The 20,242-nt window shown below is 62.2% G+C and carries 12 protein-coding genes; 4 read left to right on the forward strand and 8 right to left on the reverse strand.

Annotated features, from left to right (window positions below):
* Window positions 1-56 precede the first annotated feature (56 nt).
* On the reverse strand, window positions 57-803 hold the full coding sequence (locus LQK84_RS17270; RefSeq protein ID WP_230829969.1) for a helix-turn-helix transcriptional regulator: 747 nt from the start codon (window positions 801-803) through the stop codon (window positions 57-59).
* 650 nt (window positions 804-1,453) lie between these two features.
* On the opposite strand from LQK84_RS17270, the gene LQK84_RS17275 reads away from it, so the two are divergent.
* Window positions 1,454-3,217, forward strand: coding sequence for a glucan ABC transporter ATP-binding protein/ permease (locus LQK84_RS17275; RefSeq protein ID WP_230829970.1), 1,764 nt, complete (start codon window positions 1,454-1,456; stop codon window positions 3,215-3,217).
* Window positions 3,218-3,492: 275 nt separating this feature from the next.
* Here LQK84_RS17275 and LQK84_RS17280 read toward each other — a convergent pair whose 3' ends face one another.
* The 6 genes from LQK84_RS17280 to LQK84_RS17305 form a co-directional block, all read right to left on the reverse strand.
* Window positions 3,493-11,970 (reverse strand): GH36-type glycosyl hydrolase domain-containing protein, encoded by an 8,478-nt coding sequence (locus LQK84_RS17280; protein ID WP_230829971.1) that lies wholly within the window; start codon window positions 11,968-11,970, stop codon window positions 3,493-3,495.
* 416 nt (window positions 11,971-12,386) lie between these two features.
* Window positions 12,387-13,355 carry a PDR/VanB family oxidoreductase gene (locus LQK84_RS17285; RefSeq protein WP_230829972.1) on the reverse strand — a complete coding sequence of 323 codons (969 nt, stop codon included), beginning with the start codon at window positions 13,353-13,355 and terminating at the stop codon, window positions 12,387-12,389.
* A 76-nt stretch (window positions 13,356-13,431) separates the two neighbouring features.
* Complete coding sequence (locus tag LQK84_RS17290) at window positions 13,432-14,490, reverse strand: aromatic ring-hydroxylating dioxygenase subunit alpha (RefSeq protein ID WP_230829973.1); 1,059 nt, start codon at window positions 14,488-14,490, stop codon at window positions 13,432-13,434.
* 174 nt (window positions 14,491-14,664) lie between these two features.
* Window positions 14,665-15,270 (reverse strand): TonB-dependent receptor, encoded by a 606-nt coding sequence (locus LQK84_RS17295; protein ID WP_230829974.1) that lies wholly within the window; start codon window positions 15,268-15,270, stop codon window positions 14,665-14,667.
* A 134-nt stretch (window positions 15,271-15,404) separates the two neighbouring features.
* A complete protein-coding gene (locus LQK84_RS17300; RefSeq protein WP_230829975.1) occupies window positions 15,405-15,860 on the reverse strand; it encodes a cyclic nucleotide-binding domain-containing protein in 456 nt (151 codons plus the stop codon).
* A 15-nt stretch (window positions 15,861-15,875) separates the two neighbouring features.
* Window positions 15,876-16,559, reverse strand: a complete 684-nt coding sequence (locus tag LQK84_RS17305) for a response regulator transcription factor (protein WP_230829976.1) — start codon at window positions 16,557-16,559, stop codon at window positions 15,876-15,878.
* A 144-nt stretch (window positions 16,560-16,703) separates the two neighbouring features.
* Between LQK84_RS17305 and LQK84_RS17310 the strand changes: the two genes are divergently transcribed.
* The 3 genes from LQK84_RS17310 (at window position 16,704) to LQK84_RS17320 (ending at window position 19,269) form a co-directional block, all read left to right on the forward strand.
* Complete coding sequence (locus tag LQK84_RS17310; protein WP_230829977.1) at window positions 16,704-17,219, forward strand: L,D-transpeptidase family protein; 516 nt, start codon at window positions 16,704-16,706, stop codon at window positions 17,217-17,219.
* Window positions 17,220-17,289: 70 nt separating this feature from the next.
* Window positions 17,290-18,069: a DeoR/GlpR family DNA-binding transcription regulator gene (locus LQK84_RS17315; protein ID WP_230829978.1), complete on the forward strand. Its 780-nt coding sequence runs from the start codon at window positions 17,290-17,292 to the stop codon at window positions 18,067-18,069.
* A 15-nt stretch (window positions 18,070-18,084) separates the two neighbouring features.
* Window positions 18,085-19,269, forward strand: a complete 1,185-nt coding sequence (locus LQK84_RS17320) for an MFS transporter (protein ID WP_230829979.1) — start codon at window positions 18,085-18,087, stop codon at window positions 19,267-19,269.
* Here the strand turns inward: LQK84_RS17320 and LQK84_RS17325 are convergent, their stop codons facing one another.
* Window positions 19,270-20,151: a LysR family transcriptional regulator gene (locus LQK84_RS17325; RefSeq protein WP_230829980.1), complete on the reverse strand. Its 882-nt coding sequence runs from the start codon at window positions 20,149-20,151 to the stop codon at window positions 19,270-19,272.
* Window positions 20,152-20,242: the final 91 nt, after the last annotated feature.

Below are 20,242 nucleotides of genomic sequence, written 5' to 3' on the forward strand. Positions count from 1 at the left end.
ATTGTTAGCGGCTTGCGAGACGAAGTTCAACGGGACTCTTTTGGGAAGGCTTCAACTCAGGAAATCAGCCCCTGACGGAAGGCGAGAGCGACGACATGCTGGCGGTTTTTCGCCTCCAGTTTTTCCTGGATGCCGTTCATGTACCAATCGACGGTATGGCTGGACAGGTTCAGCACCTTGCCGATGTCCTGCGAGGTCATTCCTTCCGCGAGGAAGTGAAGCACCTCCAGTTCGCGTCTGGTTAGCTTGGTCTCGGAAGGAGCGCTTCCTTCCTCATCGCTTCCCTGTGCCTTGGCCCTGAAGCGCGTGAGCTCCATGAACATCAGCTTCGCCACCTGCTCGAAGAGGGAAAGCTCGACGGGCGTCAGATCGACCGAGACGCCGCCCATGGTCATGTTGCCGAGGAGACCCTGCCGACCATGAACGGGGAAGATATAGCCATCCTCGAGCCCGAACTTTGCAGCCTCCTTGAACATCTGGTCCATCCGCCGCTTCTGCGGGTCGGACTTCATCGCCTTTCTGGCATCGCGCCACCGGAAGGCCCCCGTCGCCCGGCCCAGATAACGGACCGTCGGGTCGACCAGCACAAAACGGTTGGCAATGTAAGTCTCGGGCCATTTGTTCGGCCATTTGCCGGCCAGAACAAGCGTCATCGGGTCCTGGTGCGGCCGCGGCTGCATGAGGACCCCGTAGTATTCAAAGCGATACTGCTTCAGAAGATGCTCGAAATCCGCAATCAGCGTTTTCGGACTTTCATGTTCTCGTCCCATGACCAAAAACTGGACGATTGCATTGATACTCATCTAGCCACCCGTTGATCCGGCCATTGGAAAATCTCCCACCGGTGAGCGTGCAAAAGCGGGTATGAACCAGCACACAGGTGAACAGCGGGAAGTTTCATCCGCATCAAATGACAGCGCGCAATACTCTTGTCTTGACGCAGAAATGATACGTAGAAACATATATAATCTCAATATCTTAGATAATTTATGAACGGCTAACACGGAGTCTGTCAAGAAGGAGAACCCTGAATTTTCATGTAATTTGAGGTGCGATGAGGATGCGCCGATTGAAATCACGGTTCATCTTTGGGTGGCAGAGGCGCGTTCCACTGTCCCTCCAGCGCCTCCGCCGACCCGAAAGGCGACGTGCGCACGACAAAATGGTGTCTTGGATGGTCTGCCTCCTCAAAATGATGTACGTGGGCCCGTTCAAGCCACATTGCGCGAGCCTCGCTCAGGTTCTGTTCATCTGAACCGACTATTTTGATATGCCGCGCAGGTGTTACATGCTCGCCAGATCGGCCTCGACCGTCCGGGACGTTCGTCGAACGTCGTCAAGACCGTCGGCCGACATGTGTGCCACACCGCATCGTGATTCGAATGCCGTTTCCGTCCCGTGCAAAAGCCCGCGACAAACGGTTCCAGAAATACAGGGAAAGGGCAGACGCAAAGTGTCGCTTACCAAAGTCTATCTGAGAGCGCTTCGCTATCTCGCCGACGAGCGGTTGAGAGTTTCGATCGTCGTCATCAGCAATATCGTGCTGGCGCTTGTTGCCATTGCCGAGCCCATCCTTTTTGGCCGTATCATCGACGCCATGTCATCCGGCGGGAATTCGCTGCCGGTTCTGGTCGCCTGGGCCGGACTTGGCATTTTCAACACGGTTGCTTTTGTCCTGATCGCGCGCGAAGCAGACCGGCTGGCGCATGCGCGTCGGGCGGGACTTCTGGCGGAAGCTTTCTCCCGCATCATCTCGATGCCGCTGTCCTGGCACAGCCAGCGCGGCACGTCGAACGTGCTGCATACGCTGCTGCGCGCCACCGAGACGCTTTTTGGCCTCTGGCTCGAATTCATGCGCACGCATCTTTCCACGGCTGTCGCGCTCGTGCTTCTGGTTCCGGCAGCGCTGTCGATGGACCTCAGGCTTTCGATCGTCCTTCTGCTGCTCGGCGTTCTCTACTGGCTGACCGGGCAGGTGGTGATGAACCGCACGCGCGAGGGGCAGGCCGCCGTCGAGGAGCATTATCATCAGGTCTTCTCGCATGTCAGCGACACGATCAGCAACGTGCCGGTGCTGCACAGCTATAACCGGATCGAGCGCGAGACGCAGGCGTTGAGGGATTACACAGGGCGGCTGCTTTCGGCGCAGTTTCCGGTGCTCGACTGGTGGGCGCTGGCCAGCGCGCTCAACCGCATCGCCTCCACCATCTCGATGATGGCGATCCTGATCCTCGGCGCGATCATGGTGAAGAACGGCGAGATCAAGGTCGGCGACGTCATTGCGTTCATCGGCTTCGCCAACCTGCTCATTTCCCGTCTCGACCAGATCAAGGGCTTTGCCAGCCAGATTTTCGAGGCGCGGGCGAAACTCGAGGAATTCTACAAGCTTGAGGATTCGGTGCGCGAGCGCGAGGAATCGGTCGAGGCCGAAGATCTCGGCCATGTCTCGGGCCGCGTCGAATTCCGGAATGTCTCCTTCGACTTCGCCAACACGACGCAGGGCGTGCGCGATGTCTCCTTTACGGTCGAGGCCGGACAGACGGTCGCGATCGTCGGCCCGACAGGCGCCGGCAAGACGACACTCATCAACCTGCTGCAGCGCGTCTACGATCCGCAGCAGGGTGAGATCCTCATCGATGGCATGAACATCACGAAGGTCACGCGCAAGTCGCTGCGCCGCGCCATCGCAACGGTGTTCCAGGATTCCGGCCTGCTCAACCGCTCGATTTCGGAGAACATCCGCATCGGCCGCGAAGATGCGACGATCGAGGATGTGATCGAGGCGGCTCGCGCTGCCTCGGCGGACGATTTCATCGAGAGCCGCGTGGCGGGTTACGAGACGGTGGTCGGCGATCGGGGCAACCGTCTTTCAGGCGGCGAGCGGCAGCGCATTGCGCTCGCCCGCGCCATCCTCAAGGACGCGCCCATTCTGGTGCTGGACGAGGCAACCTCGGCGCTGGACGTCGAGACCGAGGCCCGCATCAAGACGGCCATCGACCGTCTGCGCGCCAATCGCACGACCTTCATCATTGCACACCGCCTGTCGACGGTGCGCGATGCCGATCTGGTCATCTTCCTGGATCACGGCCGGATCGCGGAGCAGGGCACCTTCGATCATCTGAGCCACAGCAATGGCCGCTTTGCCTCGCTGTTGCGCGCATCGGGCATCCTGACCGACGATCTTGTGAAGAGCACCACCCATCCGGCAGCGGAATAAAGGTCCTCGGCTTCGGCCGAGGGCTTTTGAGGCGGCTGCCGCCCCGCCCATGTTTCGGTCATGTCGGTATCAGACGTGGCCTCCGCAGCTTCCCTGGACACGCCTCAGGGCGTGACCGTCGAAGCTGCGGGCCGTGATCCTCAACAAGTTCGCCATCCAAAGAAAAAGCCGCCGCATCTGACTGGATGCGGCGGCTTCTTACATTTCTGAGCTCTGCTTCCGGTCTTGGCCGGGAGGGGAGGGCGCAACTTGCGCCCAACCGGCTTGCGTTTCCGTCACTTCGCCTTGGCGGGCGCGCGGCCCTTCTTGCCGTTGACGCTGGTCTCGATCTGGCCCGCCGCGCTGCGGGTGGCCTTGACCTCAACCGTCTTGCCCGCGAGCTCGATCCTGGCTGTAAAGCCATTCCAGTCGGAGGGGAGGACCGGCGCTGCCGTGACGTCGCCGTCCTTGCGCTCGATGCCGAGCAGCCCCTCGACGACGGCACGGTAGATCCAGGCCGCCGAGCCGGTATACCAGCTCCAGCCGCCCTGACCGCGCAATGCGCCTTCGCTGTAGATGTCGGCAGCAACGGCATAGGGTTCCGTGCGATAACGTTCGGCACCCTCGCGATCCATGGCGTGGCGGACCGGCAGCAGGCAATCCAGGCACTGCATGGCCTCTTCCGGACGGCCGGACTTGGCAAGCGCCAAGGCAAGCCATGCGCCCGCGTGAGTGTACTGCCCGCCGTTTTCGCGGATACCCGGCGGATAGGCGCGGATATAGCCCGGGTCCTTGTCCGTCGTGGCATAGGGCGGATTGAAGAGACGCAGGATGCCGTCGTCGTGCTCCAGAAGGTTGGCAAGCGCGGCATCAAGTGCCTGTTTGCTCCGCTCCGGATTGCCCTGGCCGGAGAGTACGCTCCAGGACTGGGCAATGGAATCGATGCGGTTCTCTTCGCTTTCCGCAGCACCGAGCGGCGTACCGTCGTCGTAATAGGCCCGACGATAGTAGTGGCCATCCCAGCCGGCGGTTTCGATCGCGTCGCGCAGGCGTTCCAGATGCGTGCGCCAGTTGTTGGCGCGCGCCTGGTCGCCACGGCTTTCGGCGATGGGGATGAAGCGTGCGAGCGTGCCCGAGAGTATCCAGGCAAGCCAGACGCTTTCGCCCCGGCCGGCAACGCCGACCCGGTTCATGCCGTCGTTCCAGTCGCCGCCGAGGATGAGCGGCAGGCCGTGCGGGCCGGTTCTCGAAAGAGCCAGATCGAGACCGAGGGCGGCATGTTCGTAGATGCTTGCTCCGCGATCCGAGACTTCCGGACGGAAGAACGAGTCATGCACGTTTTCAGCCAGGAGCGGCCCGGCGATGAACGGAACGTTCTCATCCAGGATCGCCGTGTCGCCGGTTGCCGTCGCATACTGATCGACCGCATAGGCGAGCCAGACGACGTCGTCGGAGATGTGGGTCCGGACGCCGGCACCGTTTTCGGCGAGCCACCAATGCTGGACATCGCCCTCGACGAACTGTCGACCGGCAGCCGTCACGATCTGGCGACGGGCGATCGACGGATCATGCAGCATCAGCGCCAGCGAATCCTGCAGCTGGTCGCGGAAGCCGAAGGCGCCGCTTGCCTGATAGAAGGCCGCCCGCGCCGTGATCCGGCAGGACAGCATCTGGTAAGGCAGCCAGCCGTTGAGCAGGTGGTTCAGGGCGCGGTCCGGCGTTTCGATCTGGACCTTGCCGAGGAACTTGCTCCAGCGGGTGCGGTTGGCTTCGAGCGCGCTGTTGAAGTCAACGGTGATGGCTTCAGCCGAAAGGGCTTCTGCTGCAGCATCATTGTCGCTGTCGCCGAGAACGAAGGTGAATTCCCGCGTATCGCCCGGCTGCAGGATGATATCGACGGCGATTGCTGCGCAGGGATCGCCGTCATGGCTCATCTGGCCGGAAAGCTCCTTGGCGGCGGCCACCGATCCCGGGCGGCGGATGTCGCCCCAGCGTCCGATGAACTCGCCGCGCGAGGCGGTGGCGCCCGACACGTCGGCATTGACCGCAAAGAAGGCTGTGCGGCCCGAATGCGTGATGCTGTAGGGGTTGGAGGCAAACAGGACCTGCTTGTTCTCCGTTGCCCGGCAGGTGACGAACGGTGCCGTCCGGTTCGGATTGTTGCCCAGCATCCATTCGACGTAACCGTAGATGCGGAAGCTGCGCGAGATCGAACCCTTGTTGGAGAGCGTCAGGCGCGAGAGCTTCACCGGCTTGCCTGGCAGCAGCGTCTGGCTAAGCTCGATGCCCACCTGTTCCTGCACGCTGCGGAAGGTCGAGTAGCCGAAACCGTGGCGGGTTTCGAACTCGACGGATTCGCGCTCACTGAGGCCCGCGAACGGGGTCAGCACGGCACCGCTGTTAAGGTCGGCGATGTAGAAGGTTTCGCTCGGCCGGTCGATGACCGGGTCGTTCGACCAGGTCGTCAGCGGATAATCGCGCGAGTTCTTGCTCCACGTATAGCCACCGCCTTCGGCGGCGACACGGAAGCCGAAGTCGTTTTCAGCGATCACGTTGATCCACGGATGCGGCGTCGATTCGCCACCCCGCAGGCGGATGACATATTCGTCGCCCTGGGTGGTGAAACCGCCATAGCCGTTCCAGAATTCCAGGTCGTCACCGGAGAGCGTGCCTGCTTCCTTGATCGCCTTCGAGCGGTAGCGCGGCGCTTCCGGCGGCGCTTCGAGAACGCGGTTTTCGAAGAGCGAGACCGTGCGGGCGATCTGCTCGGAAATCGCGCCGTTGCGGGCATGGAAGACCGCGCGGGAGGAGGCAAGCAGGGACGCCCAGGTGGCATCGTCCATCAGGTCGCGGCGCACCGCAAAGATATGCTGGCGCGGACCATCGGACTGGCCGCGCAGGCGGGCATTCTCGCACATGGAATCCAGCGCATGCTGCATGTCCTGCGCGTAAGACGTGGCGCGTTCGTTGACGATGACCAAATCTGCCGTCACGCCACGCGAACGCAGGTATTCCTGGGCGCGGAGCGCTTCCCAGGCAACGTTCAGGTCGACATCGTCGTTGATGCGCAGCATAAAGATCGGGAAGTCGCCCGAGATTGCCAGCGGCCAGAGCGCCGTCTGCGAGGCTGCCATGGCCTCGGCGGAACCCGCATCAGCCCGCAGCAGCGTTTCCGGATAGACCAGATAGCGGCCGAGGATCTGGAAGGCGGTTGCTTCCTGCGGCGAGGCGCCGACATGGCGCATCTGCACCTGACTGCGTGTCCACGAATGGATGTATTCGTGGCCGAAGGCGTCGGGGTGGCGATAACGGTCGATCGCCTGGTCGATCATGTCGCGGTTCGGCGCGGCAATCGTCCAGAAGATGGCGCTCACCTTCTTGCCGGCCGGAATGCGCACCACGCGGCGCAGCGACAGGATCGGGTCGAGCGTGTAGCCGTCCGTACCCGAAAGCGAGGCGCCGGCGTCAAAGGCTGTGGCGTCGGCAAGCGACCGGCCGCGGCCGATGAAGTTGCGGCGGCTCGTCTCGAATTCCGTCGGACGCGTTTCACCCGTCGGATCGGCGATCAGATGGGCGATATGCGTGCCCGGATCGTTGGGGCTGCGCTTGTTTCGCCATGCGCGGATGACGTCGCCTCGGCGGCCGATTTCCGTGCGGATGAACATTTTCGAGAAGAGCGGATGGGCGATATCCGCCTCGTCCGTCGACAGAACCGGCTCCAGATAGGAGGTGAGTTCGATATGACGGTCTTCCGGGCCAAGGTTTGTGATGGTGATGCGGCGGCCTTCGGCGTCATGTTCCGTGCCGGTGATCACCTCGACATGGCTCATCAACGTGCCGACGGTCTTGTAGAACTCGGCGCGGTCGTCGCCGAAGATCACCTTGTTGACTTCGCCCTTGGCGCGGCGCGGTTCGACGGAGGAGGACCACCATTCGCCCGACTCCATGTCGCGCAGGAAGATGAAGGTTCCGTGGCGGTCCTCGGTCGGATCGGGCTTCCAGCGGGCGACCGTCTGGCCGTTCCAGCGCGAATAGCCGGAGCCGCCGGTGGTCAGCATGACGGAGTAGTGGCCGTTGGACAGGAACACCGTCTGGCGGTCCTTGACTTCCGGATTGTCGATCGTGCGGATTTCCGGACGCGGCAGGTTGTCGCCAACATTGTTGCCGGGCTGGTTGGCCTCGTGCTTGGCGCTCATGACCGGGATTTCGTGCGGTGCCTTTTCCTGCAGCAGAAGTTCGGCTGCTTCGATCACCGGATCGGAGTGGAAGAGTTCGCGCAGATGGCCGTTGAAGACCACGTTGGCGACGGCGGCAATCGACATGCCGTGATGGTGCGCCATGTAGTTATAGACAACGGCGCAGGTCTGGCCTTCCGGAACGCGGGTCGGCGTGAAGTCGACGGCGTCGTGGAAGCCATAGCGGCCGAGCGCACCGAGCTTGCGCAGGCGCTGGAGGTTTTCAAAGGCTTCAACCGGCGCATACTGGCTGGCGAGAAGCGAGGCATAGGGGGCAATCACGGCGTTCTGGCCGAGACCGCGCTTGAGACCCAGCGTCGGCACACCGAAATTGGTGTACTGATAGGTCAGTTCGTGGTCGCGGGCGTTGAAGGCCGCCTCCGAAATGCCCCACGGGATACCGCCGAGACGGCGGGCATGGTTCATCTGTTCCTTGACGACGAGGTTCGACGTCTGGTTCAGCACACCGCCCTGACGCTCCTGCATGACGAGCGGAGGCATCAGATATTCGAACATCGAGCCGGACCACGAGACCAGCGCGCCGCGCGAGCCGACCGGCACGACCTGACGGCCGAGCTTGAACCAGTGTTCCGTCGGCAGGTCGCCCTTGGCGACGGCAAACAGGCTGGTGAGGCGGGCTTCAGAGGCCAGAAGGTCGTAGCAGGCCTCGTCGAGTTCGTTTGAGGCGACGCGATAGCCGATGGAGAGCAACCGGCGTTCCGGGCGGAACAGGAAGCGGAAGTCCATGGCGAAGGCGAGCGCGCGTGTCGAATCACGCAGCACTTCGAGGCGCTTGCGCAGCGCATCGATCATCGCGAAGTCGAATTCGCTGTCGGCGACATGGGCCTGACAGGTGCGCGACAGCGCCGCTGCCCACCACGCGACTTCGCCGCTCTTCTCGGTGCCGATCTCGTGGTCGAGATTGGCGGACAGCTTTTCGAGGTCTTCCGCGAGTTCGGCGAGGCCGGTGATGTGGATGGTCGCGGGCTCGTTCTCGCTGCGGGCTTCGTTCAGCGTTTTCAGGAAGCCGATGGTGAGTTCCTTGATCCGCTTGCGCAAGGGGCGGACCGTCTTGCGGTCGTCCGGCAGTTCGGCAAGCGATTCCTGGAAGATCATGACGGCGTCGGCGATGCCATCGAGGCTCGACTGCAGATGCGCGGACGGGGCTTCGGCCCAGTCACGGCATTGCGAGGAGACGGCAATCAGGTGGCCGGCGAGGTTGCCGCTGTCGACCGCCGAGATGTATTGGGGGCCGAGCGTTTCGAGTGTTTCCGTGTAGTACCAGTTGAACAGGTGGCCACGGAATTTCTGCATCCGTTCGAGCGTCGCGACCGTCTGTTCAAGACGGCTGACGGTGTCCTCGAAGCCGATCCAGCCGAAGTCGCGGGCGGAGACGACGGAGAGAAGATAGACGCCGATATTGGTCGGCGACGTGCGGGCGGCAACGACCGGGTTCGGCGTTTCCTGGAAATTGTCCGGCGGCAGGAAGTTCTGCTGCGGTGTGACGAAGGTCTCGAAATAGCGCCAGGTGCGGCGGGCGATGAGGCGCAGACCCTGAACGACGTCCGCCGGCGTTTCGAGACGGTCTTCGGTTTCCGCCGACTGGCTGACGCGCCAGGCGATATAGGGCGAGAGCATCCAGGCGATGCCGAGCGGCAGGCCGGCATAGACGTGGTAGATGCCCTTGGTGCCGGCAAAGCCGAGCGCCAGTGCCGCGAGCACCGGAGCCTGCCACATGGAGCGGTAATAGGCGTGGAAATCGCCCTGTGCGCCGCTCTGCACCTGGGCGGCGGTGCGCCATTCCAGAAGCAGCTTGCCGGAGACGATCGAGCGATAGAGCGCACGGATGATCGCATCCGTCATCAGGTAGGCATTGTGCGCGATGAAGGTGGCGCGCAGCGCCACCATGGCGGAGGCCGAGCGAATTTCGTCCTGCAGGCGCTGGAAATGTCCGCGCATGACGATGTCCGTGCGGCGCGGCATGACGATGGAGAGAAGCGACAGTGTCGGCGAGATGGTCAGCGTCAGGATGAGCGCGATCTGCCAGAGCACCGCATACATCGGCGTCATCAGGAGCCAGCCCCAGACGGCGGCCAGTGTCCAGGCCGCCGGCGTGAGCGAACGGCGCAGGTTGTCGAGCATCTTCCAGCGGGCAAGGCCGTTCACGCCTGAGCGCGGGTCAAAGATATAGGGCAGGAGCTGCCAGTCGCCGCGGGCCCAGCGATGCTGGCGCGAGCTTTCGACCTCGTAGCGGGTCGGGAAGTCTTCAACGAGTTCGACGTCGGTGACAAGGGCGCAGCGCGACAGCGAGCCTTCGAGAAGGTCGTGGCTGAGAACGCGGTTTTCGTCGATCCTGCCCTTGATGGCGGCCTCGAAGGCGTCAACGTGATAGAGGCCCTTACCGGTAAACGTGCCTTCGCCGGTCAGGTCCTGATAGACGTCGGAAACAGTAAAGACGTAAGGGTCGATACCGCGATTGGCGGAGAAGATGCGCTGGAAGGCAGAGGCTTCCTTGCCGGTCGTCAGCGACGGCGTGACGCGCGGCTGCAGGATGCCGTAGCCCTGCGTGACGCGGCGTGTCTTCGGATCGATGACCGGCTTGTTGATCGGATGGGCGATCTTGCCGACCAGTTTGGTGACGGCGTCGCGCATCAGGCGCGTGTCGGCATCGAGCGTGACGACATACTGCACGTTTTCCGGGACCTGGTTGGCGCCGGTCATGAAGCTGGTGTCGTGGTCGCCGCGCAGCAGAAGGTTCAGCTCGTGCAGCTTGCCGCGCTTGCGCTCCCAGCCCATCCAGCAGCCTTCCGCCGGATTGTACTGGCGGCGGCGATGCAGCAGCATGAAGCGGTTGCGGCCGTCATAGGCATAGCGGGCGGCAAGCTTGGCCACTTCGCTCTTGGCATAGTTCAGGACGTCGATATCGGCCTGCGTCTCTTCCTTTTGGGCATCGGCCCAGTCGGAGAGCAGGGCGAAATAGATCTCGCCATGCGGGTTGGCGAGATAATGGACTTCCAGATTGCGGACCAGTTCATCGACCGTGTCGCGATTGGTGATCAGGCAGGGGACGACGAGAAGCGTGCGCTCCTCGGCCGGAATCCCGTCCTTGTACTCATATCCGGTCAGGCGGGACGGCGTGAGGACGAAGGAGGACAGCGTGTTGAAAAGGCCGATGGCGCCCTCCGAGGAGGGGAGCGCGAAGAGGACCGCGAGCGGCAGGATATGTTCGTAGGGCACGCCCGCATGGGTCAGGAACCAGGCCATGAAGGCCATGACGAGAAGGGTCAGCACGCTGACCGGAACCGCAATGGCCAGCCAGTCGAGCTTGCGCAGGCCAATGCGGCCATAGTCCATCAGCGAATTGCTGTAGCCGATAGCCTCTTTCAGCTCCGTGATCCGCTTGCCGGCCAGGAACTCGCCGACATTGGCGTTGCGGCTTGCGGCCAGTTCCATTGCCTTCGAGGCGACTTCGATTTCGGAGAAGCTCGAGCGCTTGGCAAGTTCCTCGACCGTGTTGCGATACTGGTTGCGCGAGCCGAAATCGAGATCGTGATAGTCCGTGCCTTCGCCGAGCAGGCTGTCGACCTTGCTGACGCTTTCGACCCAGACCGGCCATTCGCCGTCATCGATCTCGCGCAGCGACCGGATGATGCAGCTCATCGTCGCATTGCCGGAGGAGAGGCGATTGTGTTCGCTGACGATCACTTCCTCACCGTCGCTGCCGCGCTTTTCAAGCTCGGCTTCCAGCCAGGCGATTGCCACGCCGGACGTGTGGCTGCCATCGCGCAGGCGGTATAGGAACTGGGCGGCAAACGTGTTGTCGCGCGCAGGCTCTTCCAGCGTTTTCAACTTTTCGGCCAGACGCACCGGGTCCTTGATGCGCAGCAGCTGGTCGGCCTCGTCATTGGCCCATTTGCGCATGCGGCGGGAGTTTTCGACGCGAGTCGAGATACGAGCAAGGTTTTCGACCAGAACGAAGCGCACCATGGACGGGATCGCCCACAGTTCGCCGATGGAGAAGGTCTCAAACGTCTGGAAGCCCTGGACGAGAGCCGTCAGCGTCTCGCGGGAGACGGTGGAGTGCGTGTGGGCGACATAGAGCCAGGCCAGCGCCAGCGTGCGCGGGATCTCGACGGCGCCGGCAAGGCGCATCAGCGTCAGTTCGCGATAGTAGCGCTTGGGGAAGTCGCGGCGGACTTCCTGGATGGCTTCTTCGATGATGTAGTGGTTGTCGAGCAGCCATTCGGCGGCCGGCGTGATCGAGGCGCCGTTTTCGACGTCGCGGGCGGCCGAGCGATAGACGCGCAGGATCTCGCGTTCGTTTTCCTTGTTGCGCGCAAAGAAGTCGAAGGGTTCGAAGACGGGAAGCGTGTTGATCTCGCCGGTCGCAAGCCGCTCGCCGCATTTGGCAAGCCCGTCAATCGGCAGATATTCCGCGCGAATGGCGTTGTTGTGCTCGATCCGCCGGGTCTCGTTTTCCGATTTGATCCGGCGCGGCGTGTTCTGAAGAGTTGTCGTGTCCAAGATAGCTTCCGTCATTGTGCGGCGCTGCCGCTCATTTGCCCGCAAGCCCTTACCGTCTGCAGCCGTCGGAAATAGGGCATCGCGAGGGATACCCCTAATCGAGCGAATCTGAATGATGGGTGAAGAAACGCAGGACCGACGTATGGAACAACGTCTTATGCCGGTCAGGCGGCACTCCACCTTCCAGCCATTCTTGCCTGTCGCGCAGGCTCCCCCGATTCCGCAGCCACCCGCAAGGGTATTGCAGTTTTGCCGTGATGTAGAAAAATGGCAATTTTGCGCCTAAAAGGCAAGGCGACTTGAAACGTTTAAAAATGCCCGGGCGCTAAGCTTTTGCCGCAAGAGTCTCGGCAAATATAAAGGGCCGCAAATACCGTTTTGCGACCCTTCGGAAATGGCAGTTTTTCTTGACCGGACCGGAAGGTCGAGGCTCAGGGGCGGTAGCCTGTGTCGATCACCGCCCGGCCGCCTGCAATGCGGGAGACACAGGCGCACATGCGGCGGTTCTCCTGCTTTTCTTCTTCCGAAAAGAACACGTCGCGATGATCGACCGGCGTTTCCGTTTCCAGGATCGTGACCGCGCAAAGCCCGCATTCGCCGCGCTGGCAATCATAAATCATGTCGATGCCGGCGCTCATCAGGGCATCGAGCATGGACTGGTCCGAGCGGACTTCGATGACGGCGCCCTTCGAGGGGATTTCGACACGGAAGGGCTGTTCGGCGAAGAGGCCGCTGTCCCCGAAGACTTCGTAGCGGAAACGGCTGGGTTTGCGCCCCGCCTTCTCCCATGCATGCTTGGCGGCGTTGAGCATCCCGACCGGGCCGCAGATGTAGAGCTCCTCGGTGTCACCGAGTTTTGCGAATTCGGCCGCGAAATCAATGTTGCGGCCCTCGTCCTGACAATAGAACTCCACCCTGTCGCCGTCGATGGCCCGGATCTCGTCGGCAAATGCCAGCATGGACCGTGAGCGGGCGGCATAAAGCACGCGAAACTCCGCACCACGCGCGGCGAGCGCCTGAGCCATGCCATAGATGGGGGTCACGCCGATGCCGCCGGCAATCAACAGATAGGATGGCGCGCGCCAGGACAGCGCGAACCGGTTTTCCGGGACCGTCATCTGCGTCTGGTCGCCGGGCGACAGGCTCCACAGGAAGCGCGAGCCACCGCGGCTGTTCTCGTGCAGCTTGACGGCAATTCGCAGCGTTCCGGCGGGCGATGGAAGCACGGTGTAGCTGCGTGTCGCCGGCTCACCGCCGATTGTGACGCGAATGCGCGTATGGCTGCCCGGGTCGAAGGCGGGAAGCGCGCCCTCGACCGCGAAGGTCAGCATGCGCACATCTTCGGCAGGGTTTTCAATGTCGACGAGACGCGCAGTCCGCCAATCAGTCACGTATTTCATTCCGGTTCCTCCCCGCAAAGTTCGATCGTGAAAGCAGGGCGCCGGCCACCATGCCGGCGCCCTGTCCGTTCAGCGCTTATTCGGCCGCGATGACCGTCATGGCTGGCCGCTCCTCGGCGGCGATCATCCGGTCGATCAGCTTGCGGGCCCACATGGAGCCGGCATCGATGTTCAGATTGTAGAACTCGTGATCCGGATTGGCATCGATGGCCTTCTGCTGCTCTTCGAGCACCAGTTCATCCTCGCGGAAGACACCGGCGACACCCTCGCGCAGCTGGTGCGTACGGGCCTGGTTCTTGAGATCGTAGTTGCGGGCGAAGGCCCAGAAATACAGACAGGTCTTGTCTGTCGAGGGCGTGATCGTGTTGAGGACGAAGCCGTTGACGCCATGGCTGCGGTCACCCTCCGGCGCGCCCGTTCCGGCCGGTGCAACGCCGACGTCGATGGTGACCGTGCAGGGGGCCTCAAAGCGGATGATCTGCCAGCGGTCGACATTGCCAGGCTTGCCGAGCTGGGCGCGCCAGAAGGGCGGCGCATCGATATCGTGCATCCAGCGGGTGATATAGGCGAAGCGGTCTGAATGCGAAGCTTCGAAGGGGGCTTCCGCAACGGCGCGGTTGCCGATGGAGGAGCCGTGGACGAAGGTTTCGTGGGTCAGGTCCATCAGGTTGTCGACGACGAGGCGATAGTCGCAGGCGACCTCGATCATCTTGCCGTCGGCGGCCCATTCAGGATCGTCGTTCCAGTGCAGGTCGGGAACGAGTGCGGGATCGGCGAGCGCCGGATCTCCCGGCCAGATCCAGAGGAAGCGATGACGTTCGACCAGCGGATAGGACTTCACGCAGGCCGACGGATTGATGGTTTCCTGCGAGGGCATGTAGACGCAGCGGCCGGTGTCATCGAATTCGAGGCCGTGATAGCCGCAGATGACATTGTCGCCTTCGAGGCGGCCGAGCGAGAGCGGGACGAGGCGGTGCCAACAGGCATTCGCAAGCGCTGCGGCCGTGCCGTCCTGCTTGCGGTAAAGCACGACATTCTGGTTGCAGATCGTGCGCGCCAGCAGGCTGCGGCCGACCTCCACGTCATAGGCCGCTGTATACCATGCATTCAGCGGAAAGGCCTTCTTCTTGCTCATCGATATCCTCCCGATCACCCATCAGATTTCCGGTGTATACATATCGTATGGCGTTTCGTCAATTATCGTGGAATTGGCGCGCAAAATCTATCTATCTGTATACAATAAAGCCGGCGGCAAGAGAAAAGGGAGGCCGGAGCCTCCCTTCCATCTTCCGATCGTGGGAATGGTTGTTCAGAACTCGAAGCGCAGGCCGAGCTGGGCGACGGGATAGAAATTCGTCTTGTTGAAATCGGCAGAGGCCTGCGACAGCGCGCCCGAAATCGCGGCATTGTTGAAGGCGCGGTCCGGGGTCACGGTGGTCTTGCCCATGTAATAGGCCCCGACATCGAGATCGAGCGCCATGTTGCGGCTGACCGGCAGGGAATAGCCAAGCCCCAGATAGGGTTGCAGCGTATTCGCCTCTGCCGTGAAGCCGACCGTGGTTCCGCTCTGGGTGACCGTGCCGGTGACCTTGTCGTTGGAATAGCGCAGGCCGCCCGAGACGCGCAGATCGCCGCCAACGGGATAGTAGTCGAGAATGAAGCCGGCGCCGAAAAGCTGGGTCCTGGCATTGCCGGGAACGCCGGCATAGGTGACGTTGCGCGAATACATGAAGCCGCTGACGATGCCGCTTGCGCCCATGTTTTCCGACCAGCGATAGCCGCCCTTGATCGATCCGCCGAGTGTGCCGACGCCCGGCGTCAGGTAGTAGGCGTCTCCGGCACGGGCGCCCTTACCCTGAAAGGCGAGGCCTGCCGTCACGCACAGGATTGCGAGCTTCAGTTTGGCAAAACGCATGACACTGCTCCAAATTGAATATCGCTTGCAGGCGAGGATGAGCCGCAGCCTGCAAGAACGAGCGGCCGGAAGGCGCGCTCTTCGATACAATAGAAGCAATTCCCTTAAGGAACGGTTCAGCCTGTTGCGGCTGTTCAGGAGTTGAATTTGGTCTCGATGCGGCTCAGTTCACCGATCATCCGGTTGAGATTGTCACGGATGCGCTGGTCGAGAACGACGGCCACCTGCGGAAACTCTTCCATGAGGCGGGAAAAGAGCGAACGTGTCACCTGCAACACTTCACTGTCCTCGACGGCAACAGCGGTGAGGCTGCATTCGTGTTCGCTGATCAGAGCCAGTTCGCACAGAAGCGAGCCCGGGCCGGCATCTTCGAGCCGGCGGTTGCCCTGCCGCGTCGGCGTGGCAAGCCCGATTGCGCCCGATGCGACGACGAAAGCGGTGGAGACGCGGGTTCCGGGCGTGAAGAGCGTATGACCGCGCGTCAGCTGCCGCTTGTCGGCACCGAAGGCCAGTAGGCGCAGTTGCTCGTCGTTCATGCCGCGAAAGAGCGGCACGCGGGAGAGCAGGTCGATATCGGACTTCAGCGACATTGAGGAATTCGGTCCTTAGGGGATGATCTTGTAGCCGCCGTTTTCGGTGACAAGGATTTCGGCATTGGACGGATCGCGCTCGATCTTCTGGCGAAGACGGTAGACATGGGTTTCGAGCGTATGCGTGGTGACGCCCGAATTGTAGCCCCAGACTTCTTCCAGAAGCACATCGCGGGTCACGACCTTCTGTCCGGCACGGTAGAGATAGCGGATGATCGCCGCTTCCTTTTCCGTCAGGCGGATCTTCTGCCCCGCCTGATCGACCAGCAGTTTCTGGCTCGGCTTGAACGTATAGGGACCGACCGTGAAGGTGGCGTCTTCGCTCTGCTCGTGCTGGCGAAGTTGCGCGCGCATGCGGGCGAGCAGCACGGCAAAGCGGAAAGGCTTGGTGACATAGTCGTTGGCGCCGGCTTCCAGGCCGAGGATCGTATCGGAATCCGTGTCATGGCCGGTCAGCATGATGATCGGGGCCTTGAAGCCGCCGCGGCGCAGCAGCTTGACCGCCTCGCGGCCGTCCATGTCGGGCAGGCCGACATCCATGATCAGCAGGTCGATGGGATTGTTGCGCGCCGCCTGCACGCCCTTTGTCGCGGTCTTTTCCTGAAGCACATGGAATTCTTCATAGAGACCCAGTTGCTCGACCAGCATCTCGCGCAGGTCGTCATCGTCATCCACCAGCAAAATTGTCCGGGTGCCCATCAGCCAAAAGCCCTTGCATCAAACCTGATCAGGTTTCTAAATCATCGAAGCACAAATGAAAACAATTGCCCATCCGATTTCCAATGCCGCGCAAATAGGCAAGTTATCGATCACGGGCAAAGCAAAGCGTCGTGAAGGGCCGGGATGCAATCATTCGAAGTCAGACCGTCGGCGCGCGATCATCGCAAGGGATATCTCAAGGTCGGCCCGTTGACCATTAAGGTCGCGCTCGGGCGGAGCGGCATCGGCATGCTCAAGCGGGAGGGCGACGGGCATACTCCGCGCGCAAGTCTGCGGCTGCTCCATGGTTTCTGGCGCAGCGATCGGGTCGCGCGGCCTCAAACCAGACTGCCGCTGTTTCCCGCGCGCAAGACGATGGTCTGGTGCGACGATCCGAAAAGCCCGTCCTATAACCGGCTTTCGCGGCTGCCGCTCAAGGAGAGCCATGAAACCATGTGCCGCGCGGACCAGCTTTATGACATCGTCATCGTCATGGACTGGAATGTCTCCTCGAGGCGGCGCGGGGCCGGTTCGGCGATCTTCCTGCATCTGGCGCGCCCCGGCTACAAGCCGACCGAAGGCTGTATCGCCGTGACAGAGCGGGACATGCGGCGGCTGCTCAAGGTTGCGGATGGCCGCACGCTGATTCACGTGAAATGACGCCGTTTGAACGACCTGCTTGACAGGTCATGCACGATCTTGCACGTTCTTTCCTGATTTGGAGAGTTTGATGCCTGATCCTGATATTCTTCACGAGGAGCGTCTGGCGCTCATCGAAGCGAAACTGAGCAGTGAAGGGCGGGTGCTCGCGGCCCACCTGGCCAGCGAATTCGACGTGTCCGTCGATACGATCCGTCGTGATCTCAGGGAGCTGGCGGCGGGCGGGCGGTGTCTGCGTGTCTATGGCGGAGCCCTGCCACCGGCGCCGAGAACAGGAACGCATCAGCAAAGGCGCATGCAGCTTTCGGAGCGAAAGCGCCTGCTTGCTCAGGCTTCGGTGCGGCTTGTCGAGCCGGGCTCCGTGATCTTCGTTGATGCAGGCACGACCAATCTCGCGATCGTCGCCGCGCTGTCTCCCGAAAGCCCCCTGACACTGGTCACGAATGCGCCCGCGATTGCGGCATTTGCTCTTGATCGCCCGGCCTGGCGGCTGATCCAGATTGGCGGTGTCGTCGATATCGCCCTGGGTGCAGCCTTGGGGGCGGCTGCCTTGCGGGATCTTGCCGCCATTTCTCCCGATCTCGCCTTCATCGGCGTCTGCGGGTTCGACCCGATTGCCGGTGCCACCGCGCATTCGCTGGAAGAGGCCGAATTCAAGCGCCAGGTGGCCATGCGGGCTCGCGAGGTTGCCGTGGCGGTCACGGACGACAAGCTTCTGACACAGGCGCCGTTTCCCATCTTCGCGGCTTCGGCCTGCAGCCATGCAGTTTTCGAGACCACGGCCCCTAGGAGAACAATCGACGCGATTGGCGAACTTGGCGTCAACACCATTATCGCAGGCGCAGTCTGACCTTCGGAGAATGACATGACCAATTCCCACGTTTCTCGCACTTCCGACCGGTCTGGCTATTTCACGCGCGAGCGCATGGCGGTCTCCACCCTCTTCTTCATCAACGGTCTCATGATGGGCGCCTGGGCGCCGAAGATCCCGGAATTTGCGAGCCGTCTCGGGCTTGATCCGGGTGCGCTCGGCATCATGATCCTGGTCATGGGGGTCGGGTCGCTGACGCTGATGCCGGTGACGGGCGCACAGATAGCCCGCTATGGATCCACCAAGGTGACGCGGGCGGCGACGATCCTGTTCCTGCCGACGATCCTCCTCCTCAGCCTTGCCCAGAATATCTGGCTTGCGGGCATCGCCATCTTCCTGTTCGGCGGGTTGACGGGTGCGATGGACGTTTCGATGAACGCGAATGCGGTCGAGACGGAGAAGTCGATGCGCCGCTCGATCATGTCGTCATGCCATGCCTTCTGGAGCCTTGGCTCCTTCGTCGGCACGATGACGGGTGGTTTTCTGATCGAGACTCTGGGAACCGCCGGGCATTCGGCGTTGCTCACGGTCGCCGGTTTCGCGATGCTGGCGGTTGTTTGGTCGAAGCTCTTCCACGACGTGCCGCATGTGAGCGAAGCGCGCGAGAAGGCAAAGCTGCCGCTCAGCCCGCTGCCGTGGTTGCTCGGCATCATGGCGCTGTTCTCGATGGTGCCGGAAGGGTCCGTTCTTGATTGGGGCGCTCTCTACATTCGCCGCGAGCTCGGCGCATCGCTTGCCTTCTCCGGCTTCGCCTTCGGGGCCTTCGCCTTCACCATGACGATCATGCGTTTTGCCGGCGATCTGGTGCGCGACCGGTTCGGCGCGGTGAAGACCTTCCGCTTCTGCACGGTCATGGCGATCATCGGGCTGGTGACCGCCGGGGCCGCGCCGAACATGGTCGTCGCCTTCATTGGCTTTGCCATCTGCGGCATCGGCATTTCCAACATGGTGCCGATCGCCTTTTCGGCAGCCGGCAACCTGCCGGGCTTTGCGCAGGGCGTCGCGCTTTCGGTCACCACCTTCCTCGGCTATTCGGGCATGCTCTTTGCGCCGTCGGCCATCGGCTTTGCCGCCGAGCACACGAGCTTCTCGACCGTGTTCCTGACGCTGCCGGTGTTTCTGCTGGCTGTTCTGGCGCTGTCGGGGCTGGCCCGCTATGCGGATGCCGTCAAAAGCTGATCAGGCGGAAAGCGGCATGGCGCTGATAGCCTCGCGCAGGAAGTCCATGACGCGGCGGATCTTCAGCGAGGTCCGCAGTTCCTCATGCGAGGCGAGCCACATGGGGAGTGCGGCGATCTTCAGGTCGGGGAGGATATGGCGCAGCTGCGGCGTCTGCCGCCCCAGCCACAAGGCACCGAAACCGACCCCGGCGCCCGCCTTGACCAGTTCCCAATAGGCGACCTGATCGTCGGTGCGGAAGGTGAAGAGCGAGCGGTCGCCTTGAACGCCGAGGGCTTTCATGCCGTTGAGGATCAGCGTGTCGCGGTCGTAGCCCACCATCCGGTGGCCGAACAGATCTTCCATCTTCTGTGGCGTCCCGGCCTTTTCGAGGTAGCGTTCATGCGCGTGAACGCCCATGGCGAAATCGTTGACCTTCACCGCAATCAGATCGTTCTGGATTGGCCGCACCATGCGGATGGCGATATCGGCGTCGCGGGCGAGAAGGTTTGCCACCGCGTTCGACGGCGCAAGTTCGATGTCGATGCCAGGCTCGGCCTCCTTCAGCGCAACGAGGATCGGGGGCAGGAGATAGGTGGCGATGATGTCGCTGGCCGTGATCCGCACAGGTCCGGCCGCTTCACTCGCCCTGCCTGACGCGCGCAGCAGGAAATGATCCGCCTCCTTCGCCATGCCGCGGGCGTCGTCGAGCAGCGAGAGACCGGCCTCGGTCAAGGCCATGCCGCGGCGGCCTCGAATGAAGAGCGTCAAGCCCGTTGCCGTCTCCAGCTCGTCGATATGGCGTCCGACGGTCGGCTGGCTGAGCCGCAGCGCTTCGGCGGCGGCAAGCAGGGTTCCGCTTTCGGCAACGGCGAGGAATGTCTTGATGAGGTTCCAGTCCATGATATTCAAATTCGTATAATTACTCTTCGATCTTGTCCATATTCATGCATGAAATTTAGGCCTAGCTTCTGGTCATCTAAACCGGATGACG

Origin of the sequence: Rhizobium sp. C4 (genome assembly GCF_021026315.1) — a bacterium.
Taxonomy (GTDB): domain Bacteria; phylum Pseudomonadota; class Alphaproteobacteria; order Rhizobiales; family Rhizobiaceae; genus Ensifer_A.